23 protein-coding genes are annotated in these 24,835 nt (G+C 60.9%); 17 read left to right on the forward strand and 6 right to left on the reverse strand.

Translation table 11 applies throughout. The features are described 5' to 3' along the window. Nucleotides 1-768, forward strand: a complete 768-nt coding sequence (locus J3P93_RS03010; protein ID WP_434595034.1) for a TerB family tellurite resistance protein — start codon at nucleotides 1-3, stop codon at nucleotides 766-768. Between the two features lie 135 nt (nucleotides 769-903). Here the strand turns inward: J3P93_RS03010 and J3P93_RS03015 are convergent, their stop codons facing one another. Continuing rightward, on the reverse strand, nucleotides 904-1,893 hold the full coding sequence (locus J3P93_RS03015) for an alpha/beta hydrolase family protein (RefSeq protein WP_434595035.1): 990 nt from the start codon (nucleotides 1,891-1,893) through the stop codon (nucleotides 904-906). A 73-nt stretch (nucleotides 1,894-1,966) separates the two neighbouring features. Between J3P93_RS03015 and J3P93_RS03020 the strand changes: the two genes are divergently transcribed. From J3P93_RS03020 to trpE, 10 genes are all read left to right on the forward strand, one after another. Beyond that, a complete protein-coding gene (locus J3P93_RS03020) occupies nucleotides 1,967-4,363 on the forward strand; it encodes a PAS domain-containing sensor histidine kinase (protein ID WP_434595036.1) in 2,397 nt (798 codons plus the stop codon). An 85-nt stretch (nucleotides 4,364-4,448) separates the two neighbouring features. Continuing rightward, complete coding sequence (locus tag J3P93_RS03025) at nucleotides 4,449-5,078, forward strand: response regulator (RefSeq protein ID WP_434595038.1); 630 nt, start codon at nucleotides 4,449-4,451, stop codon at nucleotides 5,076-5,078. A gap of 349 nt (nucleotides 5,079-5,427) precedes the next feature. Next, nucleotides 5,428-6,552, forward strand: a complete 1,125-nt coding sequence (locus J3P93_RS03030; protein WP_208939542.1) for an ABC transporter ATP-binding protein — start codon at nucleotides 5,428-5,430, stop codon at nucleotides 6,550-6,552. Nucleotides 6,553-6,600: 48 nt separating this feature from the next. Beyond that, nucleotides 6,601-7,644: an ABC transporter substrate-binding protein gene (locus J3P93_RS03035; RefSeq protein ID WP_090286825.1), complete on the forward strand. Its 1,044-nt coding sequence runs from the start codon at nucleotides 6,601-6,603 to the stop codon at nucleotides 7,642-7,644. A gap of 197 nt (nucleotides 7,645-7,841) precedes the next feature. Next, a complete protein-coding gene (locus J3P93_RS03040) occupies nucleotides 7,842-9,089 on the forward strand; it encodes an ABC transporter permease (protein ID WP_203419715.1) in 1,248 nt (415 codons plus the stop codon). A gap of 12 nt (nucleotides 9,090-9,101) precedes the next feature. Continuing rightward, entirely contained in the window at nucleotides 9,102-9,926 is an 825-nt protein-coding gene (locus J3P93_RS03045) for an ABC transporter permease (RefSeq protein WP_090286821.1), read from the forward strand. Between the two features lie 294 nt (nucleotides 9,927-10,220). Continuing rightward, nucleotides 10,221-11,369, forward strand: coding sequence for an iron-containing alcohol dehydrogenase (locus J3P93_RS03050; RefSeq protein ID WP_434595040.1), 1,149 nt, complete (start codon nucleotides 10,221-10,223; stop codon nucleotides 11,367-11,369). Between the two features lie 114 nt (nucleotides 11,370-11,483). Further along, on the forward strand, nucleotides 11,484-12,158 hold the full coding sequence (gene rpe, locus J3P93_RS03055) for a ribulose-phosphate 3-epimerase (RefSeq protein ID WP_007918813.1): 675 nt from the start codon (nucleotides 11,484-11,486) through the stop codon (nucleotides 12,156-12,158). Then, nucleotides 12,155-12,973, forward strand: a complete 819-nt coding sequence (locus tag J3P93_RS03060; RefSeq protein WP_434595042.1) for a phosphoglycolate phosphatase — start codon at nucleotides 12,155-12,157, stop codon at nucleotides 12,971-12,973. The genes rpe and J3P93_RS03060 overlap by 4 nt, the downstream gene beginning before the upstream one ends. A gap of 70 nt (nucleotides 12,974-13,043) precedes the next feature. Next, the gene (gene trpE, locus J3P93_RS03065) at nucleotides 13,044-14,522 is read left to right on the forward strand and encodes an anthranilate synthase component I (RefSeq protein WP_434595044.1); all 1,479 of its coding nucleotides are present in this window, start codon (nucleotides 13,044-13,046) and stop codon (nucleotides 14,520-14,522) included. Between the two features lie 167 nt (nucleotides 14,523-14,689). Here trpE and estP read toward each other — a convergent pair whose 3' ends face one another. Continuing rightward, nucleotides 14,690-16,597 carry an esterase EstP gene (gene estP, locus J3P93_RS03070; RefSeq protein ID WP_434595045.1) on the reverse strand — a complete coding sequence of 636 codons (1,908 nt, stop codon included), beginning with the start codon at nucleotides 16,595-16,597 and terminating at the stop codon, nucleotides 14,690-14,692. Nucleotides 16,598-17,005: 408 nt separating this feature from the next. Between estP and J3P93_RS03075 the strand changes: the two genes are divergently transcribed. From J3P93_RS03075 to J3P93_RS03090, 4 genes are all read left to right on the forward strand, one after another. Beyond that, a complete protein-coding gene (locus J3P93_RS03075) occupies nucleotides 17,006-17,599 on the forward strand; it encodes an aminodeoxychorismate/anthranilate synthase component II (RefSeq protein ID WP_090286811.1) in 594 nt (197 codons plus the stop codon). A 9-nt stretch (nucleotides 17,600-17,608) separates the two neighbouring features. Further along, nucleotides 17,609-18,658, forward strand: coding sequence for an anthranilate phosphoribosyltransferase (gene trpD / locus J3P93_RS03080; RefSeq protein ID WP_206414596.1), 1,050 nt, complete (start codon nucleotides 17,609-17,611; stop codon nucleotides 18,656-18,658). Next, nucleotides 18,655-19,494: an indole-3-glycerol phosphate synthase TrpC gene (gene trpC / locus J3P93_RS03085; RefSeq protein WP_434595046.1), complete on the forward strand. Its 840-nt coding sequence runs from the start codon at nucleotides 18,655-18,657 to the stop codon at nucleotides 19,492-19,494. The genes trpD and trpC overlap by 4 nt, the downstream gene beginning before the upstream one ends. A 120-nt stretch (nucleotides 19,495-19,614) precedes the next feature. Further along, on the forward strand, nucleotides 19,615-20,313 hold the full coding sequence (locus J3P93_RS03090) for a lipoate--protein ligase family protein (protein WP_434595048.1): 699 nt from the start codon (nucleotides 19,615-19,617) through the stop codon (nucleotides 20,311-20,313). A gap of 10 nt (nucleotides 20,314-20,323) precedes the next feature. Here J3P93_RS03090 and crp read toward each other — a convergent pair whose 3' ends face one another. Then, complete coding sequence (gene crp / locus J3P93_RS03095) at nucleotides 20,324-20,968, reverse strand: cAMP-activated global transcriptional regulator CRP (protein ID WP_093097824.1); 645 nt, start codon at nucleotides 20,966-20,968, stop codon at nucleotides 20,324-20,326. A 248-nt stretch (nucleotides 20,969-21,216) separates the two neighbouring features. On the opposite strand from crp, the gene J3P93_RS03100 reads away from it, so the two are divergent. Then, on the forward strand, nucleotides 21,217-21,639 hold the full coding sequence (locus J3P93_RS03100) for an OsmC family protein (protein WP_186620984.1): 423 nt from the start codon (nucleotides 21,217-21,219) through the stop codon (nucleotides 21,637-21,639). Nucleotides 21,640-21,876: 237 nt separating this feature from the next. Next, nucleotides 21,877-22,671, forward strand: coding sequence for an adenosylmethionine decarboxylase (gene speD, locus J3P93_RS03105; RefSeq protein ID WP_090286802.1), 795 nt, complete (start codon nucleotides 21,877-21,879; stop codon nucleotides 22,669-22,671). A gap of 117 nt (nucleotides 22,672-22,788) precedes the next feature. Here the strand turns inward: speD and coq7 are convergent, their stop codons facing one another. The 3 genes from coq7 to J3P93_RS03120 all read right to left on the reverse strand — a co-directional run bounded on the left by coq7 (nucleotide 22,789) and on the right by J3P93_RS03120 (nucleotide 24,799). Next, nucleotides 22,789-23,436: a 2-polyprenyl-3-methyl-6-methoxy-1,4-benzoquinone monooxygenase gene (gene coq7 / locus J3P93_RS03110; RefSeq protein WP_434595050.1), complete on the reverse strand. Its 648-nt coding sequence runs from the start codon at nucleotides 23,434-23,436 to the stop codon at nucleotides 22,789-22,791. Nucleotides 23,437-23,615: 179 nt separating this feature from the next. Further along, nucleotides 23,616-23,954, reverse strand: coding sequence for a histidine triad nucleotide-binding protein (locus tag J3P93_RS03115; protein ID WP_017128660.1), 339 nt, complete (start codon nucleotides 23,952-23,954; stop codon nucleotides 23,616-23,618). A 56-nt stretch (nucleotides 23,955-24,010) separates the two neighbouring features. After that, nucleotides 24,011-24,799 carry an SDR family NAD(P)-dependent oxidoreductase gene (locus tag J3P93_RS03120; protein ID WP_434595051.1) on the reverse strand — a complete coding sequence of 263 codons (789 nt, stop codon included), beginning with the start codon at nucleotides 24,797-24,799 and terminating at the stop codon, nucleotides 24,011-24,013. Nucleotides 24,800-24,835 lie beyond the last annotated feature (36 nt).

Here is a 24,835-nt window from a genome sequence, read left to right on the forward strand (position 1 = left end):
ATGTTGTGGCCAGGGACTCTGATTGGAGCCGGAGCGGGTTTTGCGATTGCCAGCATTCCGGGGGCCATGCTTGGGGCATTGTTGGGGCAGGCGCTGGATCGGCGCCTGAATCTGCAGAGCTGGGGGCATTTGCGGGAAAAGCTTGGCGGCCGGCCGATGTTGCGCAACGACGAACTGTTGTTTGTGCTGCTCGGGCGGCTGGCAAAAAGCGACGGTCGCGTAACGGACGGGCATATCCAGCAAGCGCGCAATGAAATGCGCGCGCTGGAAATGAGCGAACCGGCCACGCGTCGAGCCATTGCTGCGTTCAACCGTGGCAAGTCGGGCAACGACAATCTGCGCGGTTATCTGCGCCGTCTGAGTGCGCAGCCGCATGCCGCCGAAGGCGTGTTGCGTGCCTGTTGGCGGATGGTCTGGGCCGACGGTCGCGCTGGCGTCAGTGAGCGAGAGCTGCTGGCGCAGTGGGGCAAGTGGCTGGGCTGGACGCCGCAGCAGATACAGGCGCTGGCCAGTGATTACGAGCCGGGCAAGCGGCCGATCGTCAGTGCAGCGGTGAGTTATCAGGAAGCGATGAAGTTGCTTGGCGTCTCGGCGAGCAGCGAACCGGCGCAGATCAAGCGCGCTTATCGGCGCCTGCTCAGTCGCCATCATCCGGACAAGATCGCCGGCTCCGGGGCGTCAGCGGCGCAGGTGCGCGAGGCGACCGAGCGTACTCGCGAACTGCACAATGCCTATACGCTGATTCGCGAGCGGCGGGATTTTCGCTAATCGTTGAATGTTTGTTGTCTGAACTGGCCCCTTCGCGAGCAGGCTCGCTCCCACAGGTTATTGCATTCCAACTGAAGGAACTCAATCAACTGTAGGAGTGAGCCTGCTCGCGATGGGCGCTACTCGGTCTACTGTTCAGTCCGTGCTCTGCGGATTCAGCCAACCCCGCACCCGGCGCAACAGTTGCTCTCCCTCAGCCTTTTTGTCCGGCAGTGCCTTGAGCGCGACCTGGCTGAACGCCGACGTCTTCAGGCGCTTGCTCGCTTGCATGCGCTCCAGCGCTGCGTTGCGATCCAGCGGCTTGTCCATGTAGAAAATATCCGCCGTCGGTAGCTTCAGCGTCGGCGTCAGCTCGGCCAGTGGCGGCTTCGCCTTGGCTGGTGCCTGCGCATCAACCATGACGAACTTCTCGACCTGCGCCGTTTGTTTCTCGCTCAGATAGCGCGCCGCCCAGTAAGCGCCGGTGCCGTGGCCGAGCACGACGATGCTGCGCGCGCTTTGCTGTTCGGCGTAGGCAATCGCCGCGTCAATGCGCGCGAAGATCCGTTCGGCGTCAGCCCGGGATTGTTCCTCGGTGGTTTCGGCGACGACCTGATCGGCGACTTCGGCTTCGCCACCGGCGGCCTGCTCGATCGGCTGCGCGGTGGTTGAATCCTTGCTGCCGGACTCAGGCGCTTTCGGCGCTGCGGCGGGCTCAATGACCCGCGGTGCGATGGCATCGCTTTGCAGGTCGGGCAGGGTGATACTCAGGCTGCTCCACTGCGCGTCCGGCAGTTTGCGCCGCAACGGGCCGATTGCCTGCGGCCAGTCTGCGGTTTCGCCGGCGCCAGGAATGATGATCACCGCGCCTTTGGGCTCGGCCGCGTTGGCCGGTTTCCACAGTGCCAGGAAAGTTTCGCTGCCGGCCTGCAGTTGTTGTTGCTCTTGCGCCGGCAGAAGACGTTCCAGTGCAGCGGCTTCTTCCTGACTACGCTCAAGCAAGGGCTGGCGTTCGACCGGTTTCTCTTCGGCGGGTTTTTCTGCCGTGGCGGCAGGCGCCGGATCGGCGGCTTCGACGGAAAACGCACAAGGCAGGATCAGCGACAGGCACAATGCTGGCATTGCCAGGCGATAAACAAAGGGCATCGGTTATTCCAGGCCAGAAAGTATCCCGGCAGCCTAATGGGTTGGTCAGAATTTGTCAGTGTATGAGACGTCAATGAAGCGATTTTGCTGCCTGTGGGTTATCGGCTGTTTGTGGTTTCCCTTGATGGGCTGGGCCGCGCCTGCGCCACCGCCGCACCTTGCGCAATTGTCGGCGGGCCAGCAGCAATGGCTGGCGCAGCACAATGAGCTGCGCGTCGGACTGGTCTTGCAGGCGCCGTACGCAACGTACGATCGGCGTTTGCAGCGACTGTCGGGGGCCAATGTCGAGCTGATGAAGCTGTTGGCCAAAGCGCTGAATGTCGAATTGAGCTGGCGCAACTTTCAGGACCTCGGTCAGTTGGAAAACGCCTTGCGCGACGGCGAAATCGATATCGCCCCAGGTCTCAGCCAGACACCGAGCGCGCTGCGCCTGTGGCAATTTTCCGACCCGTATATGCGCGTACCGCAACTGGTTGTCAGTGACCAGAAAGGCGCCGGCGTGGTCGATCTGGAAAAAATCGACAGCCAGACCCGCGTCGCGGTGCGCATGCCGAGCACTACCGCCGATTATCTGCGCAGCAACTATCCGCACCTGAACCTGCAAGGCGTGCCGCTCGAGCGTCAGGCGTTGCAGTTGTTGTTGAGCCAGCAAGCCGCCTACGCCGTAGTCGATGAAGCCCAACTGGGGCGCCTGTCGGTCGAGCCGGAGTTTGCCGAGCTGGTGGTGGTTGGCGATATCGGCCTGCCGCAACTGCTGCGAGTAGCGTCGCGCCGCGATTGGCCGGAACTGGCCGGCATCGTCCAGAGTGCTTTGCGCGCGATTCCGGCCAAGGACCTGGAGCAGCTGCACAACCAGTGGCTGCAGCCGAAATATCCACGATTGTCGGAATCGCCGGGGTTCTGGCAGAACCTCAGCCTGCTGTTTGCGGTGATGCTGCTCAGCTGTGTCGCCATCGTGTTCTGGCAGCGGCGCCAGCAGCACAGTCTGGAACAGCGCCTGCTCGCTGCGCGTGAAGACATCGCCCTGCGTGCGGCGAGCGAAGAGGCCTTGCGTCTGACGCAGTTTTCCATTGATCAAAGCACCGTCGGCATCCTCTGGGTCAACTGGGACAGCCATGTGCGCTACGCCAACCGTGCGGCAGAAAGCATGCTCGGCTATCCCGCCGGTGGCCTGATCGAACGCCCGCTGATCGACGTTGAGCCGGGCCTGCACATGGACCGCTGGCTCAACCTGTGGAAGCGCGCGCGGACCAGTGAAGAGGGGCCGCTGAGTTTCGAAACCAGTTGCGTGCGCGCCGACGGCAGTGTTCTGCCGGCGGACGTGTCGCTGAGTTTTCTGCGTTTCCGCGACAGTGAATATCTGGTGGTCTACCTCACCGACGTGACTGAACGGCGTCGCGCCCTGGCGGCGTTGCAGGAAAGTGAAGCGCGCCTGCAGGGCATCGCTGCCAACGTGCCAGGGCTGGTGTTCCGTCTGGAGCGGGCGCCGGTCACCGGGCAGATCGATTTCGCCTACATCAGCGAAGGCAGTGAAAGTCTGGTCGGGTACGCCCCGGCCGCCATCGCCCATCGCGACATGGGCCTGCGCGGTCTGGTCCACCCGGATGACAAGGGCAGCTATCACCGCACCCAGGATCAGGCCCTCGACAGTGACAGCGACTGGTCGTGGCAGGGACGCATCCTCACGCGTCAGGGCGAGCAGCGCTGGGCCGAGATCAAGGCAATCACCCGGCAACTGGAGGACGGCGCGTATGTCTGGGACGGCATCGTCTGGGACATCAGCGAGAGCAAGCGCATCGAGCTGGAACTGGCCGCCTCGCGCGAACAGCTGCGTGAATTGTCCGCGCACCTTGAAAGCGTGCGCGAAGAAGAGAAGGCGCGGATCGCCCGCGAAGTCCATGATGAGCTGGGGCAGATGCTCACGGTGCTGAAACTGGAAACCTCGATGTGCGAATTGGCGTATGCGCAACTCGATCCCGGTCTGCATGAGCGACTCAACAGCATGAAGCGCCTGATCGCCCAGTTGTTTCAGTTGGTGCGGGATGTCGCAACGGCGCTGCGGCCACCGATTCTCGATGCCGGGATTGCTTCGGCGATCGAATGGCAGGCGCGGCGGTTCGAGGCGCGTACGCAGATTCCATGTCTGGTGCAGGTGCCGGACAATCTGCCGGCGCTCAGCGATGCCAAAGCGGTGGGGCTGTTCCGGATTTTGCAGGAGGCCCTGACCAACGTCATGCGCCATGCCCAGGCGCACACGGTGGAACTGACGCTGGCGCTGGAGGGCGATGAATTGTGTCTGACGGTCAGCGATGATGGCGTAGGATTTGTCGCCGCTACCGGTCGGCCGACTTCGTTTGGTCTGGTCGGCATGCGCGAGCGGGTGCTGATCATGGGTGGGCGTTTGCTGCTGGAGAGTGAGCCGGGGGAGGGCACCAGTCTGGTGGTGCGCGTGCCGGTGGGTGAGGTTTGAAGATTGGCAGTGTCTGGGCTGACGCTATCGCGAGCGGGCTCGTTCCCACAGGGATTGGTGTGTACCTGAAATCTGGAGAATCGATGTGATCCGTGTACTGGTAGCCGAAGACCACACCATCGTCCGTGAGGGCATCAAGCAGTTGATTGGCCTGGCCAAGGACCTGCAAGTGGTCGGCGAGGCGAGCAATGGTGAGCAATTGCTGGAAACCCTGCGCCATGTGCCGTGCGAAGTGGTGCTGCTGGATATCTCCATGCCCGGGGTCAATGGTCTTGAGGCGATTCCGCGTATTCGCGCGTTGAACAATCCGCCGGCGATACTGGTGCTGTCGATGCACGACGAAGCGCAGATGGCCGCCCGCGCATTGAAAGTCGGCGCGGCCGGGTATGCGACCAAGGACAGTGATCCGGCGCTGTTGCTGACGGCCATTCGCAAGATTGCCGCAGGCGGACGTTACATCGACCCCGAGCTGGCCGACCGCATGGTCTTCGAAGTCGGCCTGACCGATGCGCGGCCGCTGCATTCGCTGCTGTCCGAGCGTGAGTTCTCGGTGTTCGAACGCTTGGCCCAGGGCGCCAACGTCAACGACATCGCCCAGCAACTGGCGCTCAGCAGCAAGACCATCAGCACGCACAAGGCGCGCCTGATGCAAAAGCTCAACATCACCTCGCTGGCCGAACTGGTCAAATACGCGATGGAGCACAGGCTTCTCTGAACCCACCACAAATTCCTGTGGGAGCTGGCTTGCCAGCGATGAGGCAATGTCAGTCACATCAATGTCGGCTGACCCACCGCTATCGCTGGCAAGCCAGCTCCCACAGGATTCTTTGTTCAACTCGCGATTCCGGGCATATCCGTTAACGACAAACGCTTTCGCCCGTTCTTGCAGCTCGCAGCCAGCCGCTTGCCGCTGCGTTTGCCAAAACGCGCCATCCTTGTAGGGCAATCCCTACCCCGAACCTTCCATCCGGCTTAAGCCATTCTCTCCTGCGCCCCGATTTGCGTGGCTGTCAGCAGCCACTAGGCTTGACTCACAAGCAGTCATCAACAACAAAGGTGCGGGTATGAGCCAGGTCGATTCAAACGCAGGGGCCAGTGATGTGCTGGTCAGCTTTCGTGGTGTGCAGAAGAGCTACGACGGCGAGAACCTGATCGTCAAAGACCTCAACCTGGACATTCGCAAAGGCGAATTCCTCACCCTGCTCGGGCCGTCCGGTTCCGGCAAGACCACCAGCCTGATGATGCTCGCCGGTTTTGAAACGCCGACTGCCGGCGAAATCCTCTTGGCCGGGCGCTCGATCAACAACGTGCCGCCGCACAAGCGCGACATCGGCATGGTGTTCCAGAACTATGCGCTGTTCCCGCACATGACCGTCGCGGAAAACCTCGCCTTCCCGCTGACCGTGCGTGGCTTGAACAAAAGCGACGTCAGTGAGCGGGTGAAGAAAGTCCTCAGCATGGTCCAGCTCGACGCGTTCGCTTCACGCTATCCGGCGCAGTTGTCCGGTGGTCAGCAACAGCGTGTGGCATTGGCCCGCGCCTTGGTGTTCGAACCGCAACTGGTGCTGATGGACGAACCGTTGGGCGCCCTCGACAAGCAGTTGCGCGAACACATGCAGATGGAAATCAAACACCTGCACCAGCGCCTCGGCGTGACCGTGGTCTACGTGACCCACGATCAGGGCGAAGCGCTGACCATGTCTGACCGTGTCGCCGTGTTCCATCAGGGCGAAATCCAGCAGATCGCCCCACCGCGCACACTTTATGAAGAACCGAAAAACACCTTCGTCGCCAACTTCATCGGCGAGAACAACCGCCTCAACGGTCGTCTGCTCAGCCAGAGCGGCGAGCGCTGCGTGGTCGAACTGGGCCGTGGCGAGAAGGTCGAGGCGCTGGCGGTCAACGTCGGCCAGACCGGCGAGCCGGTGACCCTGTCGATCCGTCCGGAGCGGGTCAGCCTCAACGGTTCCAGTGATCAATGCGTCAACCGCTTCTCAGGGAGGGTGGCGGAATTCATCTATCTGGGCGACCACGTCCGGGTGCGCCTGGAAGTCTGCGGCAAGACCGACTTCTTCGTGAAACAACCGATTGCCGAGCTCGATCCAGCGCTCAGCGTCGGCGACGTGGTTCCGCTTGGCTGGCAGGTCGAGCACGTACGCGCGCTCGATCCTCTTTCAGAGGCGCATTAAGCGCCCCGGCAATACCAACACCAACCCTGCACGTGGAGAGAACAATAAATGTTGAGATCCCTGAAGTTCACCGCCCTGACCCTGGGCCTGATGGGTGCGACCGGCGCAATGGCCGCCGGCCCGGATTTGACCGTGGTGTCGTTTGGCGGGGCGAACAAGGCGGCGCAAGTCAAAGCCTTCTATGCACCGTGGGAAGCGGCGGGCAACGGCAAGATCGTCGCTGGTGAGTACAACGGCGAAATGGCCAAGGTCAAAGCCATGGTCGACACCAAGAGCGTGTCGTGGGACCTGGTCGAAGTGGAGTCGCCAGAGCTGTCCCGTGGTTGCGATGAAGACATGTTCGAGCAACTCGATCCGGCGCTGTTCGGCAAGACCGAAGACTACGTCAAAGGCGCGATCCAGCCATGCGGCGTGGGCTTCTTCGTTTGGTCAACCGTCCTGGCATACAACGCTGACAAGCTGAAAACCGCACCCACCAGCTGGGCGGATTTCTGGGACACGAAGAAATTCCCCGGCAAGCGTGGCCTGCGCAAAGGCGCCAAGTACACCCTCGAATTCGCCTTGATGGCCGACGGCGTGGCGCCGAAAGACGTCTACAAAGAGCTGGCGAGCAAGGGCGGTCAGGATCGCGCCTTCAAAAAGCTTGATGAGCTGAAACCAAGCATTCAGTGGTGGGAAGCCGGCGCGCAACCGCCGCAGTACCTCGCCTCCGGTGACGTGGTGATGAGCTCGGCCTACAACGGTCGCATCGCTGCGGTGCAGAAAGAATCCAACCTGAAAGTGGTGTGGAACGGCGGCATCTACGACTTCGACGCGTGGGCCATCCCGAAAGGCCTGGACGCCAAGCGTGCCGAAGCGGCGAAGAAATTCATCGCCTACTCGGTGCAGCCGCAGCAGCAGAAGACCTACTCGGAAAACATCGCCTACGGCCCGGCCAACACTCAAGCCGTACCGCTGCTGGCCAAGGATGTTCTGAAGGACATGCCGACCACCCCGGAAAACATCGCCAACCAGGTGCAGATCGACGTCAGCTTCTGGGCTGACAACGGCGAGCAACTGGAACAGCGCTTCAATTCCTGGGCGGCCAAATAACCGCACATAGGGACCGATGGCTTTCCGGATGATCGTTCCCACGCTCTGCGTGGGAATGCCGCCCGGGATGCTCCGCGTCCCTGTGTGACGCAGAGCGTCACTGGATTCATTCCCACGCAGAGCGTGGGAACGATCACTGGCAAAAGTTCGAGGTGGCTCGCCACCTCTGTAACGATCAAAGATTTGCGGAGTACGTCATGGCCATCGCCGTTCCCCTGAACGAGGGCGCCAGCCCCACCTTGAAGCAGAAGCTCAAGCGCGCCGAGCGGGTCAACCGCTGGAAAGCCCAGGCGCTGATTGCGCCGCTGGTGCTGTTTCTGTTGCTGGTGTTTCTGGTGCCGATCGTGGCGCTGCTCTACAAAAGCGTCGGCAACCCTGAAGTGGTCGGCGGCATGCCGCGCACCGTAACGGCCATCGCCGCCTGGGACGGCCGCGGCCTGCCCGCCGAACCGGTGTACAAAGCCGCCAGCGAAGACCTCGCCGAGGCGCGCAAAAACCAGACGCTGGGCGATCTGTCCAAGCGCTTGAACATGGAGTTGGCCGGCTATCGCAGCCTGCTGACCAAAACCGCCCGGGCGCTGCCATTCGCCAGCGAACCGGCCTCGTATAAAGAAGCCCTCGAAGGCCTCGATGAGCGTTGGGGCGATCCGGCCTACTGGCAAGCGGTCAAACGCAACACCAGTAGCATCACCCCGTATTACTTGCTGGCGGCAGTCGACCACCGTATCGACGACCTCGGCGAACTGGCCCCGGCGACCCCGGATCAGGCGATCTACCTCGATATTTTTGCTCGCACCTTCTGGATGGGGCTGGTCATCACGGTGATCTGCCTGCTGCTCGCTTATCCATTGGCCTACCTGCTGGCGAATCTGCCTTCGCGGCAAAGCAACCTGCTGATGATTCTGGTGTTGCTGCCGTTCTGGACCTCGATTCTGGTGCGTGTCGCGGCGTGGATCGTGCTCCTGCAATCGGGCGGCCTGATCAACAGTGCGCTGCTGGCCATGGGCATCATCGACAAGCCGCTGGAACTGGTGTTCAACCGCACCGGCGTATACATCTCGATGGTGCACATTCTGCTGCCGTTCATGATTTTGCCGATCTACAGCGTGATGAAAGGCATCTCGCCGACTTACATGCGCGCGGCGATTTCCCTCGGCTGTCACCCGTTCGCCAGTTTCTGGCGGGTGTACTTCCCGCAGACCTACGCCGGTGTCGGCGCCGGCTGCCTGTTGGTGTTCATTCTCGCCATCGGCTACTACATCACCCCGGCGCTGCTCGGCAGCCCGAACGATCAAATGGTCAGTTACTTCGTCGCGTTCTACACCAACACCAGCATCAACTGGGGCATGGCCACCGCGCTCGGCGGGCTGCTCTTGCTGGCGACCGTGGTGCTTTATCTGATCTACAGCTGGCTGGTCGGCGCCAGTCGCCTGCGCTTGAGCTAAGGGGAATTCGAAATGCTCAGTCCTTACATGTCGCCCATCGAACGGGTGTGGTTCTACAGCCTGCGGATTCTCTGCGGCCTGATCCTGCTGTTCCTGATCCTGCCGGTGCTGGTGATCGTGCCGCTGTCGTTCAACTCGGGCAGTTTCCTGGTCTACCCGCTGCAAGGCTTCTCACTGCAGTGGTACCACGACTTTTTCGCTTCGGCGGAATGGATGCGCGCACTGAAGAACAGCATCATCGTCGCCCCGGCCGCGACGGTGCTGGCGATGATCTTCGGTACGCTGGCGGCGATCGGCCTGACGCGCGGCGATTTCCCTGGCAAGTCGCTGGTGATGGCCTTGGTGATTTCGCCGATGGTGGTGCCGGTGGTGATCATCGGTGTCGCGAGTTACCTGTTTTTCGCACCGCTGGGGCTGGGCAACAGCTTCTTCTCGCTGATCGTCGTGCACGCGGTGCTCGGTGTGCCGTTCGTGATCATCACGGTGTCGGCGACCTTGCAGGGTTTCAATCACAATCTGGTGCGCGCCGCCGCGAGCCTCGGTGCTTCGCCACTGACTGCATTCCGCCGGGTGACCTTGCCGCTAATTGCGCCGGGGGTGATTTCCGGGGCGCTGTTCGCCTTCGCGACATCGTTTGACGAGGTGGTGGTGACGCTGTTTCTCGCCGGGCCCGAGCAGGCAACGTTGCCGCGGCAGATGTTCAGCGGGATTCGCGAGAACCTGAGTCCGACGATTGCGGCGGCGGCGACGTTGCTGATTGCGTTCTCGGTGATCTTGCTGCTGACGCTGGAATGGCTACGGGGCCGCGGCGAGAAGCTGCGTACCGCCCAGGTTTAACGACCAGATCAAAAGCTACCCCCTCACCCCAGCCCTCTCCCCAAGGGGGCGAGGGGGAAAGGGAGCCGATCTCTTGAAAATCCGAGTTCGACTCGGTATCGCAAGTCGGCGTACCTCCAACATCCACCGCGGTCAGTCCCCTCTCCCTCGGGGCGGTCCGACGTTTCGGGAGGGCTAGGGTGAGGGGCTCTTGATCTTTTAACCGATCAACCATTCACCACCTGAATCACAGACAACCCCAAATCCCCAGCTAATCTTGTGCCCAGCTCCCCTATCCATAAGAGGCTGCGCCCAATGAATCTTTCCCAGTTCAAAATCGCTCACAAACTGATCACCGGTGCCGCAGCCATCGAACAACTGGCCGCCGAACTCGCCCGCCTCGATGTCGATAATCCACTGATCGTGACCGATGCCGCGCTGGTCCAGTCCGGTACCGTCGAGCTGGCGTTGGCGCAACTTGGCGGGCGTGACTACGAGATCTTCGACCGCGTTCTGCCCGACCCTGAAATCGCCATCGTCGAAGACTGCATGCGCGCCTACCGCGAGGGCGGGCATGACGGCTTGATCGGGCTCGGTGGCGGCAGTGCCATCGACATCGCCAAGAGTGTTGCCGCCTATGCCGGTTACCACGGCGCGCTGGAAGATCTGTTCGGCGTCGACCAAGTGCCGCGCAAAGGCCCGCCGCTGATCGCCATCCCGACCACCGCCGGCACCGGTTCCGAGGTGACTAACGTGGCGATTCTGTCCGACAAGGTCGCGCAACTGAAGAAAGGTATCGTCAGCGACTATCTATTACCGGACGTAGCGCTGGTCAGCCCGCAGATGACCCTGACCTGTCCACGCAGCGTCACCGCCGCCAGCGGTGTCGATGCGCTGGTGCACGCCATCGAATCCTATCTGTCGGTGCATGCCTCGCCGATCACCGATTCCCTGGCCATCGGCGCCATCAAGCTGATCGCCAGCGCTTTGCCCAAGGCCTACGCCAACGGCGCCAACCTGCAAGCCCGCGAAGACATGGCCACCGCCAGCCTCATGGCCGGCATGGCGTTCGGCAATGCCGGCGTCGGCGCAGTGCATGCGCTGGCGTATCCGCTGGGCGGGCGCTTCAACATCGCCCATGGCGTGAGCAACGCCTTGCTGCTGCCCTATGTGATGACCTGGAACAAGATGGCCTGCGTCGAACGGATGCAGGATATCGCTGAAGCCATGGGGCTGAATACCACGCATCTGAGCGCGGCCGAAGCGGCGGACAAAGCCGTGCAGGCGATGGCCGACTTGTGCGCGGCGGTGGAAATTCCGGCCGGGTTGCGCAGTTTCGGCGTGCCGGAAGCGGCGATCCCGGCGATGGCCGTGGAGGCCGCGGGCATCGAACGGCTGATGCGTAACAACCCGCGCGAGCTCAGCGCCGCGGACATCGAGAAGATCTACCGCGCGGCCTACTGAGGCGCTGCCGAACCGGCGTCATGGCACAACCCAATCATCGCGGTCACGGTGCGTGCGCACAAACTTGAGGTATACAATGCGCGCCATCGTGATTTAGCTCAGCACAGGTGCGTCATGCAGCCCTTCGTAATTGCTCCGTCGATCCTCTCCGCCGACTTCGCCCGCCTCGGCGAGGAAGTGGACAACGTTCTCGCCGCTGGCGCCGACTTCGTCCACTTCGACGTCATGGACAACCATTACGTGCCGAACCTGACCATCGGCCCGATGGTCTGCGCGGCTCTGCGCAAGTACGGCGTGACCGCGCCGATTGACGCACACTTGATGGTCAGCCCGGTGGATCGCATCGTTGGCGACTTCATCGAAGCCGGCGCCACCTACATCACTTTCCACCCGGAAGCCACGTTGCACGTCGATCGCTCGCTGCAACTGATCCGCGAAGGCGGCTGCAAATCCGGTCTGGTGTTCAACCCGGCGACCCCACTGGACGTGCTCAAGTACGTGATCGACAAGGTCGACATGGTCTTGCTGATGAGCGTCAACCCAGGCTTCGGCGGGCAGAAGTTCATTCCCGGCACCCTCGACAAACTGCGCGAAGCGCGGGCGATCATCGATGCCTCGGGGCGTGATATCCGTCTGGAAATCGACGGCGGCGTCAACGTCAACAACATCCGTGAAATCGCCGCGGCTGGCGCCGATACCTTCGTTGCCGGCTCGGCGATCTTCAATGCACCGAACTATCAGGAAGTCATCGACAAGATGCGCTCCGAACTGGCGCTGGCCCGCCCATGAGCGGGTTCGAGCAGCTGTTTCCGGGGAAACTGCCACGGCTGGTGATGTTCGATCTGGATGGCACGCTGATCGACTCGGTTCCCGACCTGGCGGCGGCGGTGGACAACATGCTGCTCACCCTCGGTCGCGAGCCTGCGGGGATCGACGCGGTGCGCCAGTGGGTCGGCAACGGCGCGCCGGTGCTGGTGCGTCGCGCGCTGGCCGGCGGTATCGATCATTCGGCGGTGGATAATGCCGAGGCCGAACGCGCGCTGGAAATTTTCATGCAGGCCTACGGCGCCAGCCATGAGCTGACCGTGGTCTATCCCGGTGTGCGCGACACCTTGAAGTGGCTGGACAAGCAAGGCGTGGCCATGGCGCTGATCACCAACAAGCCGGAGCGCTTCGTCGCGCCGCTGCTGGATCAGATGAAGATCGGTCGCTACTTCAAATGGATCATTGGCGGCGATACCTTGCCGCAGCAGAAGCCCGATCCGGCGGCGCTGTTCTTTGTGATGAAGATGGCCAATATTCCCGCTTCGCAATCGTTGTTCGTCGGCGACTCGCGCAGCGACGTGCTGGCGGCGAAAGCGGCGGGGGTCAAGTGTGTCGCGCTGAGTTACGGCTACAACCATGGCCGGCCGATCGCCGAGGAATCGCCGGCGCTGGTGATCGACAATCTGCGCGAGCTAATTCCCGGTTGCCTCGGTACGGCCGCTGAGATAACGTTGCCCGACGCTGCTCAATCCCGTTCTGGAAACGCCATCGTGGTGGTCACTCGCAAACTCTGGATGAAAGTCATCAAGGCCCTGGCCCGCTGGCGTTGGCGCGCCTGACTTGTTCCTGGCCGGCCTGCCGGCGCGTTTGCATACCTGACCGATTGCCCCTCACACCACGAGGCACCTCATGATCCGCGAAGAATTCCTGCGCTTGGCCGCTGACGGCTACAACCGCATTCCGCTGGCCTGCGAAACCCTGGCCGACTTCGACACCCCGCTGTCGATCTACCTGAAACTGGCCGACCAGCCCAATACCTACCTGCTCGAATCGGTACAGGGCGGCGAGAAATGGGGCCGTTATTCAATGATCGGCCTGCCGTGCCGCACCGTTCTGCGCGTGCATGAGCATCATGTCAGCATCACCGTTGACGGCGTCGAAACCGAAAGCCACGACGTTGAAGATCCATTGGCCTTCGTCGAAACCTTCAAGGCGCGCTACAACGTGCCGAGCATTGCCGGCCTGCCGCGTTTCAACGGTGGTCTGGTCGGTTACTTCGGTTACGACTGCGTGCGTTATGTCGAAAAACGTCTGGGCAAATGCCCGAATCCCGATCCGCTGGGCGTGCCGGACATTCTGTTGATGGTTTCCGATGCCGTTGTGGTGTTCGACAACCTCGCCAGCAAGATGCATGCGATCGTGCTGGCCGACCCGGCGCAGGCCGATGCCTTCGAACAGGGTCAGGCGCGTTTGCAGGAGTTGCTCGAGCAACTGCGCCAGCCGATCACGCCGCGTCGTGGCCTGGATTTCAGCAAACAGCAGTCGGCAGATCCGCTATTCCGCTCGAGCTTCACCCAGAACGATTACGAAAAAGCCGTCGACACCATCAAGGAATACATCCTTGCCGGCGACTGCATGCAGGTGGTGCCGTCGCAGCGCATGTCGATCGATTTCAAGGCTGCGCCGATCGATCTGTACCGCGCCCTGCGTTGCTTCAACCCGACGCCGTACATGTACTTCTTCAACTTCGGCGACTTCCATGTCGTCGGCAGTTCGCCGGAAGTGCTGGTGCGCGTTGAAGACAACCTGATCACCGTGCGCCCGATCGCCGGCACGCGCCCACGCGGCGCCACGGAAGAAGCCGATGTGGCACTGGAGCAGGATCTGCTCTCCGACGACAAGGAAATCGCCGAGCACCTGATGCTGATCGACCTGGGCCGCAACGATACCGGGCGAGTCTCCGAGATCGGCTCGGTGAAACTCACCGAGAAAATGGTCATCGAGCGTTATTCGAACGTGATGCACATCGTCTCCAACGTCACCGGCCAGTTGAAAGCCGGGCTGACCGCGATGGACGCACTGCGGGCGATTCTGCCGGCGGGCACCTTGTCGGGCGCGCCGAAGATCCGCGCGATGGAAATCATCGACGAACTTGAGCCGGTCAAGCGTGGCGTGTACGGCGGTGCAGTCGGCTACTTCGCCTGGAACGGCAACATGGACACCGCGATCGCCATCCGCACCGCGGTGATCAAGAACGGCGAACTGCACGTACAGGCGGGTGGCGGCATCGTCGCCGACTCGGTGCCGGCGCTGGAATGGGAAGAAACCCTGAACAAACGCCGCGCGATGTTCCGCGCCGTGGCGCTGGCCGAACAGACCCCGGATTGAGATAGCTCCCCTGTAGGCCTTCGCCTGCTCGCGATAGCGCAATAACATTCAACCATCAGTTGGCTGAACCACCTCAATCGCGAGCAGGCTCACTCCTACAATTGTTTTGTGTTGAGGCATTAAAAAAGCGGCGCCTGTGAGGGCGCCGCTTTTTTTGTATCTGCAAATCAGAAGTCCAGCACCACCCCGACATTCAACCCCTGCTGCTTGAAGTCATCATCCTTGCGGAACGTGTACCCGCCGCGCAGCGCCAGATCCGCGGTGAGCTTGTGGCTGACGCCCAGGCTCAAACGGTTCAAGTGGCTGGCCGGCGTGTAGCCTTCCAGGGTGAAGTCATTCGCCGGCAGGGTGTTGAGCGCGATATTGACTTTCTGCACGTCATCTTCGTACTCGCGCTCGTGGGCGTACTCGCCGAATACCTGAGTCTGCGCGGTGATGTTGTATTTGCCCTGCAAGCCGAGCCCGAGGCGTTTCGAATCGCGGCTCTGATCGTCGAAGGTCAGCGCCGTGGCACGGTTGCTTTTCTCTGAGTAGCCGTCGACATCGACGCTGGCGTAGTCGGCGCTGACGAAGGGCGACAAGTGCCATTCGCTGCCCGGCTGGGCAATGTCGTAACCGACGCGGGTGCTGAACGCCCACAGGCTGCCATCGGTATCGCCTTTCTCGGCGCCTTCGCTGACGCCCAGGTCGAACTTGCGCTTGAGGTTGTCGTAGTCAAGTTTGCCGCCGGTCAACGCCGCGTCGGCCCACCAGCGATTCTGCTGGAACTGGGCAAATGCCGTGGCCATGTAGCTGTTGAGTTTGTAGTCCGAATCGTTATGCCCGGCCTCCAGGTTCTGTCGATACAAACCCGCCGCCACGCCAACGCGCCAGGCGTCATTCAAGCGATAGCTGCCACCGACGTTGAGGTTGTAGCCGCTGCCATCGGCGCTGGCGCCGCTGCTTTGGCTGTCGACGTCCAGATGTTGCCCGCCCGCCGAGACAATCGCCCGCCATTGGCCTACCGCTTGCCAGTTTTCCCAATCGGCCTGCCATTGGCTGCGCAGTTCATCCTGATGCGCGCGTACGGTGGAGTGGGCCATTTCCGGCAGCAGGGTCAGCTCCCAGGGCGCGGCCAACAGCGAGTAGGCGTAGTCGGCGATCAGTTTCTGCCCGGACTCGGTCGGGTGTACGCCGTCGTTGTAGATCAGTTTGGTTGGATCTGGCGTAGCGCTGTTGATGCCGTAACGGGCGTTCTCAGGGCAGCCGCCGCCGCTGAAACAGGTGGCGGTCAGGTTCTGGTCAGTCGCCAGACCGAAGCGCCCCGGATCGGCGAAGACTTCCGAGAGCAGTACCGGAATGTTCAGCGGAATGACTTCGGCGTTGATGCCTTGCAGGCGTGTCACCAACTGGCTGTTGAACTGGTTGGCGAGGGTGCTGCTGAACGCTTGTAGCGGTGTACCGTTGAGTGCCGGCGTCAGGCCGACGTCGGGCAGGAGCCAGACCATCACGTATTTGGCGCCGGCGGTTTGCAGGGTTTGCACACTATCGGCCAGCCGATCAGCGGCGGCGTTGGCCTGGGGCAGGCTGAGAACGCGGCCCTGCAAAAAGTCGTTACCGCCACCGGAAACGTAATAGAGCGCATTCGGGTCGGCGCGAAAGCCGTTCGATGGCAGATAACCGGGGCGCGTGCGTTCGCCGGTGGCCGACTGGCCGGTGATCGAATCGAGAATCTGGTCGGTGCGATAACCGCCGACCGCCCAGTTGTTGCCGTCCGCCTGACCATTTTCAGCACGTACGGCCGAGCTGGAAGACGCTGTCTGGTCGGCACTGAAGCCCAGGCGTGCGCCGAGCAGTTGGGTGGAATTCAGTGAATACACTTCACCGCTGCCGTCCTGATAGACCGGCCCGGTGCGGTTGGTATAACGCTCGGTCGAGCCTGCCGGGCCGCCAGCGTCGGCGAAGGTACCGGCATCGTTGAGGCTGTCGCCAAATACGATGAAGCTGGAATAAGGGTTTGGCGCTGCATTCGCCTGAGCACAGGCCAGTGCAAGCAGGCATCCGGCCAGCGGTACAAACAACGTCTGTCTGATCATGAGCAAGTCCGTTTATTTATTGTTTTAGGTGAACGAAACGACAGTACCAAAAACTCCCGGCGTTTTGCCATCGGTCGCGAATCGTCTCCCCGTTTTAACTCCCGCAGGCCCCGCCATATTGCACGCTCTGCCCAGCTAAGTTACTGTGCCGGAACGCATGAACGAGACCTTCCCCGTGTTGATCACCAGCAAACTTCTGGATCAAGTCATCAAGGCACACGCCCGCTGGCGTTGGCGCGCCTGAATCTTTTCTGCCGGCCCCGCCGGATCTGTATCGCTTTGCCTTCCTTGCCTGTCTGAAATGCCGCTGTGCCGACGCACCTGATTGCGTCCGACATAGTGCAGCGCCCTGCGGGCAAGTGTTCTGAAGGCTGTTTTCAAATCAGAATTCAAGAGGTTCGACACGCCATGTTGCTGATGATCGACAACTACGACTCCTTTACTTACAACGTTGTGCAATACCTCGGCGAGCTGGGTGCCGAGGTCAAAGTGGTGCGCAACGACGAACTGACCATCGCCGAAATCGAAGCGCTCAACCCTGAGCGCATCGTGGTGTCCCCCGGCCCCTGCACGCCGACCGAAGCCGGCATTTCCATCGATGCGATCAAGCACTTCGCCGGCAAGCTGCCGATTCTCGGGGTCTGCCTTGGCCACCAGTCCATCGGTCAAGCGTTCGGCGGCGATGTGGTGCGGGCACGGCAAGTGATGCACGGTAAGACTAGCCCGGTATTCCACGAGGACAAGGGCGTATTCAACGGTCTCAACCATCCGCTGACCGTCACCCGCTACCATTCGCTGATCGTCAAGCACGAAAGCCTGCCCGATTGTCTGGAGCTGACCGCGTGGACACAACACGATGACGGTTCGGTCGACGAAATCATGGGCCTGCGTCACAAGACCCTGAACATCGAAGGCGTACAGTTTCACCCCGAGTCGATCCTCACCGAACAGGGCCATGAACTGTTCGCCAACTTCCTCAAACAAACCGGCGGCATGCGCTAAGGACTTTGCATGAATATCAAGACAGCCCTGAGCCGTATCGTCGATCACCTCGACCTCAGCACCGATGAAATGCGCGATGTGATGCGCGAAATCATGACCGGCCAATGCAGCGATGCGCAGATCGGCGCATTCATGATGGCCATGCGCATGAAAAGCGAGAGCATCGACGAGATCGTCGGCGCCGTGTCGGTCATGCGCGAGCTTGCCGATCAGGTTGAACTCAAGACCCTCGACGGCGTGGTCGATGTGGTCGGCACCGGTGGTGACGGCGCGAACATCTTCAACGTGTCGACCGCGTCTTCCTTCGTTGTCGCGGCAGCCGGTTGCACCGTGGCCAAGCACGGCAACCGCGCCGTCTCGGGCAAGAGCGGCAGCGCCGACCTGCTCGAAGCCGCCGGCATCTATCTGAACCTGACGCCGGTACAAGTGGCGCGCTGCATCGACAATGTCGGCATCGGTTTCATGTTTGCCCAGACCCACCACAAAGCGATGAAATACGCCGCCGGCCCGCGCCGCGATCTCGGCCTGCGCACGCTGTTCAACATGCTCGGCCCGCTTACGAATCCGGCCGGTGTGAAACATCAGGTGGTGGGCGTGTTCACCCAGGCACTGTGCCGGCCATTGGCTGAAGTCTTGCAGCGTCTGGGCAGCAAGCACGTGCTGGTGGTGCACTCGAAGGATGGGCTGGACGAGTTCAGTCTCGCCGCGCCGACGTTTGTCGCCGAACTGAAGAACAACGAAATCACTGAATACTGGGTCGAGCCGGAAGATCTCGGCATGAAGAGCCAGAGCCTGCACGGCCTGTCGGTCGAAGGCCCGGAAGCATCGCTGGCGCTGATCCGTGATGCCCTCGGCAAGCGCAAAACCGAAAACGGCCAGAAAGCCGCCGAGATGATCGTGCTCAATGCCGGTGCTGCGTTGTACGCCGCCGACCTGGCCAACAGTTTGAAACAGGGCGTGGAGCTTGCGCACGACGCTTTGCACACCGGCCTCGCTCGGGAGAAACTCGAGGAGCTGGGTGCCTTTACCGCGGTATTCAAAGTGGAGAATGAAGGATGAGTGTACCGACGGTTCTGGAAAAGATTCTCGCCCGTAAGGTCGAGGAAGTGGCCGAGCGTAGCGCCCGCGTCAGCCTCGGCGAGCTGGAAAATCTGGCCAAGGCGGCCGATGCACCCCGTGGTTTCGCTCACGCGTTGCTGACGCAGGCGAAGAAAAAGCAGCCGGCGGTGATTGCCGAGATCAAAAAGGCTTCGCCGAGCAAAGGCGTGATCCGCGAAGACTTCGTTCCCGCCGACATCGCCAGAAGCTACGAGAAGGGCGGCGCGACCTGCCTGTCGGTGCTGACCGACATCGACTATTTCCAGGGCGCCGATGCCTATCTGCAACAGGCCCGTGCCGCGTGCAAACTGCCTGTGATCCGCAAGGATTTCATGATCGACCCGTATCAGATCGTCGAAGCCCGCGCACTGGGCGCGGACTGCGTGCTGCTGATCGTCTCCGCACTGGATGACGTGAAGATGGCCGAACTGGCTGCGGTGGCTAAAAGCGTCGGCCTCGATGTGCTGGTAGAAGTGCACGACGGCGATGAGCTCGAACGCGCCTTGAAGACACTCGATACGCCGCTGATCGGGGTCAACAACCGCAATCTGCACACCTTCGATGTCAGCCTGGAAACCACGCTGGATCTGCTGCCGCGCATTCCCCGTGATCGCCTGGTGATCACCGAGAGCGGCATCCTCAACCGTGCTGATGTCGAGCTGATGGAAATCAGCGACGTGTACGCGTTTCTGGTTGGCGAAGCGTTCATGCGTGCGGAAAGTCCGGGCACCGAGCTGCAGCGGCTGTTCTTCCCGGAGCGTGGCGGTCCGGTAGTCAGCGGTTCGACCCTCGACTGATTCGACGCCATCGCGAGCAGGCTCACTCCTACATTTGAAACGCGTTCCCCTGTAGGAGTGAGCCTGCTCGCGATGAGGCCTTAAAATCCGCTAAAGATGTCTAATCTGCCGGAGTCCTGCATGCTGCCAACCCCCCTGACCATCGAAGCCGGCCTGCAAGCCGAGCAGGATCTGTTGGCCTCGGTCTGCGCCGGCGATGCGGAGTTTGGTCTGCTGTTCTGGCAACCCAGCGACCGTGCACTGGTCATGCCGCGCCGCCTCAACCGCTTACCGGGTTTCGACCACGCTTGCGAAGTTTCCGCTGTGGCCGGTTGGCCGGTGCTGCTGCGCGAAACCGGCGGCGAGCCGGTCCCGCAATCTGCCGCGACGATCAACATCGCGCTGGTTTACGCGCCGCCGCGCAGCGAGGGCGATCTCAATCGTATCGAAACCGGTTACCGACGTTTGTGCGATCCGATCTGTCAGTTGCTCGATGAGTTGGGCGGCACGTCCTCGCTGGGCGAGATTGACGGTGCGTTCTGCGACGGACGCTTCAACGTCAATCTGGACGGACGCAAAATGGTCGGCACCGCGCAGCGCTGGCGCCAGAGTCAGGGCGGCCAGCGTCCGGTCGGGCTGGTGCACGGTGCGATGTTGATGGATGACGAACGTGAATCGATGGTTGCAGCGGTCAATCGCTTCAACGAGGCCTGCGGCCTGGAGCAACGGGTACGAGCGCAAAGCCACATCGCCCTGCATGAGAAATTCAACGCGCCACAGGCTTTGGCGCGTCTCGATGAACTGTTTCGTCTGATGCTGGCGCAGATCTACAGCACCTGATTTTCAGGATTCAGCGCGTACCGAAGACCACCATGGTCTTGCCTTTCACATCGACCAGGTTGCGTTCTTCCAGGTCCTTGAGCACGCGGCCGACCATCTCCCGCGAACAACCGACAATCCGCCCGATTTCCTGACGCGTCACCTTGATCTGCATGCCGTCCGGGTGGGTCATGGCGTCCGGTTGCTTGCACAGCTCGAGCAGGCAGCGGGCCACGCGACCGGTGACGTCGAAGAACGCCAGATCGCCGACCTTGCGCGTGGTATTGCGCAGGCGTTGTGCGATTTGTCCGCTGAGTACGTAAAGAATGTCCGGGTCCTGCTGGGACAACTCGCGAAACTTGGCGTAGCTGATTTCCGCTGTTTCGCATTCGACCTTGGCCCGTACCCAGGCGCTGCGCTCCTGCTCCTGGCCGGCCTGTTCGAACAGACCCAGCTCACCAAAGAAATCCCCGGCGTTGAGGTACGCGATGATCATTTCGCGGCCGTCATCATCCTCGATCAGAATCGTCACCGAGCCCTTGATGATGAAATACAGCGTGTCCGAGCGGTCGCCGGCACAGATGATATTGCTCTTGGCTGCATGGCGACGGCGCTGACAATGCATCAACAACTTGTCGAGATTCTTGATTCTGGATGTGGGGGTAATAGCAACCATGGTTGTATCCCGAAAAGACTGCACGGTGATGTTTGGTTTTTTTATGAGGCGCTGAAGAGGGTCGCTGCAACAGCTGACGACACGGGCTGACATGGGCGCCAGCGAATTGGCGCCAGCTTAACAGACACTTCGTCGCAAATTCGAGAAATTACCTACAGTCCCGAGGTACACGTCCTAGGACGTCGTTCCTGTCGGGGTAAATCGCTGTGCTAAGCTGGCGACCCTTTTTTTACAGTGGAGTCTGGGCGATGAAGGCACGCATCCAATGGGCTGGCGAAGCCATGTTCCTCGGTGAATCCGGCAGCGGTCATGTCGTGGTGATGGACGGTCCGCCGGACGCCGGTGGCCGTAATCTGGGTGTTCGGCCAATGGAAATGCTCCTGCTGGGCGTCGGCGGTTGCAGCAACTTCGACGTGGTCAGCATCCTCAAGAAATCGCGGCAGGCGGTTGAAAGCTGCGAAGCGTTCCTGGAAGCCGAGCGCGCCACCGAAGATCCCAAGGTCTTCACCAGGATCCACATGCATTTCGTCGTCAAGGGACGTGGCCTGAAAGAAGCCCAGGTCAAACGTGCCATCGAGCTGTCCGCCGAGAAGTATTGCTCGGCCTCGATCATGCTCGGCGCGGCTGGCGTGGCGATTACCCACGATTACGAAATCGTCGAACTCGGCTGAACCGACATTCAACTATCATAAAAGCAGTGCAGACTCTGGCGATCCCCCGCTGACGTCTGCATAATGCGCCACTTTTTTCAGGGCAGTGATCGGTCAGCCGACGGATCATCCGCCTGAACAGACAACCAAAATCGCCATCGCGAAGAGGTGTTAACCGTCCTACGCAGGTGCGTCGTTCGCACTTGACGGGCATGCTTGATCACGCGGCCGGGCCGCATACATAGAGAGTTTTTAACGGTGAAAAGCAAACTCAAGCTCCACGGGTTCAATAACCTGACAAAGACCTTGAGCTTCAACATCTATGACATCTGCTACGCGGAGACCCCGCAAGACCAGCAGGCGTACGTCGAGTACATCAATCAAGAGTACAACGCGAAACGCCTGACGCAGATTCTCACAGAAGTTGTCGAGATCATTGGTGCCAACATCCTGAACATTGCCAGTCAGGACTACGAACCTCAGGGCGCCAGCGTCACGATTCTGATTTCTGAAGAGCCGGTGACCCCGACTGACAGTCAGATCGAAGAATCGCCGGGCCCGTTGCCCGAAATTATCCTGGCCCACCTCGACAAGAGTCACATCACGGTGCACACCTATCCGGAGATTCATCCGGACGACGGTATTGCAACTTTCCGTGTGGACATCGACGTGTCGACCTGTGGTGTCATTTCACCGCTTAAAGCGCTCAATTTCCTCATTCACCAGTTCGATTCGGACATCGTGACCGTGGATTACCGTGTGCGCGGTTTCACCCGTGACGTTGAAGGCAACAAGCACTTCATCGATCACGAGATCAACTCGATCCAGAACTACTTGTCCGAAGACACTCGCGACGCGTACCAGATGACCGACGTGAACGTGTATCAGGAAAACCTGTTCCACACCAAGATGCTGCTGAAGAACTTCGAACTGGACAACTACCTGTTCGGCGACGCCACCAGCAATCTGTCCCCCGAGCAGCGTGCTCAAGTGACCGACCGGGTGAAACACGAAATGCTCGAGATCTTCTACGCACGCAACATGCCTGCGTAAGATTCCGGGCACAAAAAAGGCGACTCCCTCACGGCAGTCGCCTTTTTTATTGCCGGGATGCAGAACCCTGTGGGAGCTGGCTCGCCAGCGATGAGGACCTTCCAGTCACCACAACGATCAAATCCGATAAGTACTCTTGGTCATCACCTTGGCCAAAATACTCATCCCGAACTTCACCGGCGCCGGAAAGCGAAAACCACCTGCATCCAGTGCACTCTCCGCATGATGTTCTTCGTCGATGCGCATCTGCTCCAGAATCGCCCGGGATTTCTCATCCTCGGCCGGCAGTTGCTCGAGGTGTTCATTCAGATGCTTGCACACCTGATGCTCGGTCGCCGCGACAAAACCGAGGCTGACCTTGTCGCTGATCAGCCCGGCCACTGCACCGATCCCGAACGACATGCCATAGAACAACGGATTCAGCACGCTGGTATGGCTGCCCAACTGATGAATGCGCTGTTCGCACCAGACCAGATGATCGATCTCTTCTTCGGCCGCATGCTCCATGGCCTCGCGCACCTGTGGCAGTTTGGCGGTGAGCGCCTGCCCTTGGTACAACGCCTGAGCGCAGACTTCGCCGGTATGGTTGATGCGCATCAGGCCGGCGACGTGGCGGGTGTCTTCGTCGCTCATTTGCGTGTCCGGCTGCAGGATGGCGGGTGACGGACGGTATGGCTGACCGCTGAAGGGCAGCAAAGTCCGCATCGCGGCATCGGCTTGCAGCAGAAGACGGTCAATCGGCGAGTAGTGACGTTGGGTAGTCATGCTGACCTCCGGGAAAAATCTCGACGGCCAGTTTAACCGAATCAGCCGGCGAAGGTTTGCGTTGGGTCATTGGTCGCGCGAGCAGGCTTATGTGGGAGCGAGCCTGCTTGCGAATGTGTTGGGTCAGGCACTGTTGTGCTGGATATGCCGACGTCTTCGCGAGCAGGTTTTGCCGTGGATCAGCCCGGCGGCCAGTTCATCTGGCGCTGACCGAGTACATGCATATGAATGTGATAGACAGTCTGCCCACCGAGTTCATTGCAGTTCATCACTACGCGGAAACCTTCCTCGCAGCCCAGCTCCAGCGCCAGGCGTTGCGCGGTGAACAGAATGTGCCCGGCCAGTGCCTTGTCGTCTTCGGTCAGGTCGTTGAGGGTGCGCACCGGTTTCTTCGGGATCACCAGGAAATGCACAGGTGCCTGCGGGGCGATGTCGTGGAACGCCAGAACCTGGTCGTCCTCGTAAATGATCTTCGCCGGAATCTCCCGGTTGATGATCTTGGTGAACAGAGTATCCACTGCTGTTTCTCCGTTATAGGGGCTGAGTCGAGTGTACCGCGTTGAATTCGGAATTTTCAGCGCGGGCAATAGGCTTTGTTGACCATGCCGACGATGGTCCGGTTGAGCCAGCGCGAGCCGAACCTGGGCAAAAAGGCCAGCCAGCGGTTACGCCGTCCCGGAATGATGATCGCGCGGTTCTTTTCCAGGGCGCGCACGGTGTACAGCGCAACTTCCTCGGGGCTCATCAGCTTTGCGCGTTCATCGAGTTTTTCGCTGTTGAGCTGTGCCGTCCGGAAAAATGCCGTGCGTGTCGGGCCAGGGCAGAGCACCGAAACCTTCACCGCGCTTTGTTTGAGTTCAACGCGCAAGGCTTCGGAGAAGTTCAGGACGTAAGCCTTGCTTGCGTAGTAAGTGCTCATCCACGGACCGGGGCTGAAAGCCGCCACCGAGGCTACATTGAGGATCTGCCCGCCACCCTGCAGCGCCATGCTGTTGCCGATGGCGTGGCAGAGGCGGGTGAGGGCGAGGATGTTCACCTCGATCAGATCCTGCTCAGTCATCCAGTCCTGCGCGAGAAACGGGCCGCAGGTGCCGATGCCGGCGCAGTTCACCAGCAAATCGATCTGTCGGTCGCCTTCTTCCAGTTCCAGCAGGAAACCGGACAGGCGCAGCGGTTCGCCCAGGTCGCAGGCGCGAAACAGCACTTCGACGCCGAAGCGTTGGGTCAGTTCCAGGGCAATACTTTCCAGCTGATCACGCTGTCGAGCCACCAGAATCAGGCTGCGGCCGCGGCGGGCCAGTGCTTCGGCCATGGCCAGGCCGATGCCGCTGGACGCGCCAGTGATCAGAGCGTAACGGGTCATGCAATTCTCCATCGCAACAGCTCCGCGCCAGCGACG

The sequence above is a fragment of the Pseudomonas sp. R3-57 genome (assembly GCF_051132065.1).
Taxonomy (GTDB): Bacteria; Pseudomonadota; Gammaproteobacteria; order Pseudomonadales; family Pseudomonadaceae; genus Aquipseudomonas.

What these genes read in the sequence shown, in the direction of transcription:
- J3P93_RS03060 (WP_434595042.1), top strand. Translation starts at nt 12,155, where the DNA reads ATGAGCGGGTTCGAGCAGCTGTTTCCGGGGAAACTGCCACGGCTGGTG.
- J3P93_RS03015 (WP_434595035.1), bottom strand. Translation starts at nt 1,893, where the DNA reads ATGCCCTTTGTTTATCGCCTGGCAATGCCAGCATTGTGCCTGTCGCTG.
- trpD (WP_206414596.1), top strand. Translation starts at nt 17,609, where the DNA reads ATGAATATCAAGACAGCCCTGAGCCGTATCGTCGATCACCTCGACCTC.
- J3P93_RS03075 (WP_090286811.1), top strand. Translation starts at nt 17,006, where the DNA reads ATGTTGCTGATGATCGACAACTACGACTCCTTTACTTACAACGTTGTG.
- J3P93_RS03045 (WP_090286821.1), top strand. Translation starts at nt 9,102, where the DNA reads ATGCTCAGTCCTTACATGTCGCCCATCGAACGGGTGTGGTTCTACAGC.
- J3P93_RS03050 (WP_434595040.1), top strand. Translation starts at nt 10,221, where the DNA reads ATGAATCTTTCCCAGTTCAAAATCGCTCACAAACTGATCACCGGTGCC.
- J3P93_RS03020 (WP_434595036.1), top strand. Translation starts at nt 1,967, where the DNA reads ATGAAGCGATTTTGCTGCCTGTGGGTTATCGGCTGTTTGTGGTTTCCC.
- trpE (WP_434595044.1), top strand. Translation starts at nt 13,044, where the DNA reads ATGATCCGCGAAGAATTCCTGCGCTTGGCCGCTGACGGCTACAACCGC.
- J3P93_RS03090 (WP_434595048.1), top strand. Translation starts at nt 19,615, where the DNA reads ATGCTGCCAACCCCCCTGACCATCGAAGCCGGCCTGCAAGCCGAGCAG.
- trpC (WP_434595046.1), top strand. Translation starts at nt 18,655, where the DNA reads ATGAGTGTACCGACGGTTCTGGAAAAGATTCTCGCCCGTAAGGTCGAG.
- J3P93_RS03030 (WP_208939542.1), top strand. Translation starts at nt 5,428, where the DNA reads ATGAGCCAGGTCGATTCAAACGCAGGGGCCAGTGATGTGCTGGTCAGC.
- crp (WP_093097824.1), bottom strand. Translation starts at nt 20,968, where the DNA reads ATGGTTGCTATTACCCCCACATCCAGAATCAAGAATCTCGACAAGTTG.
- J3P93_RS03120 (WP_434595051.1), bottom strand. Translation starts at nt 24,799, where the DNA reads ATGACCCGTTACGCTCTGATCACTGGCGCGTCCAGCGGCATCGGCCTG.
- J3P93_RS03040 (WP_203419715.1), top strand. Translation starts at nt 7,842, where the DNA reads ATGGCCATCGCCGTTCCCCTGAACGAGGGCGCCAGCCCCACCTTGAAG.
- J3P93_RS03010 (WP_434595034.1), top strand. Translation starts at nt 1, where the DNA reads ATGTTGTGGCCAGGGACTCTGATTGGAGCCGGAGCGGGTTTTGCGATT.
- estP (WP_434595045.1), bottom strand. Translation starts at nt 16,597, where the DNA reads ATGATCAGACAGACGTTGTTTGTACCGCTGGCCGGATGCCTGCTTGCA.
- J3P93_RS03100 (WP_186620984.1), top strand. Translation starts at nt 21,217, where the DNA reads ATGAAGGCACGCATCCAATGGGCTGGCGAAGCCATGTTCCTCGGTGAA.
- rpe (WP_007918813.1), top strand. Translation starts at nt 11,484, where the DNA reads ATGCAGCCCTTCGTAATTGCTCCGTCGATCCTCTCCGCCGACTTCGCC.
- coq7 (WP_434595050.1), bottom strand. Translation starts at nt 23,436, where the DNA reads ATGACTACCCAACGTCACTACTCGCCGATTGACCGTCTTCTGCTGCAA.
- J3P93_RS03035 (WP_090286825.1), top strand. Translation starts at nt 6,601, where the DNA reads ATGTTGAGATCCCTGAAGTTCACCGCCCTGACCCTGGGCCTGATGGGT.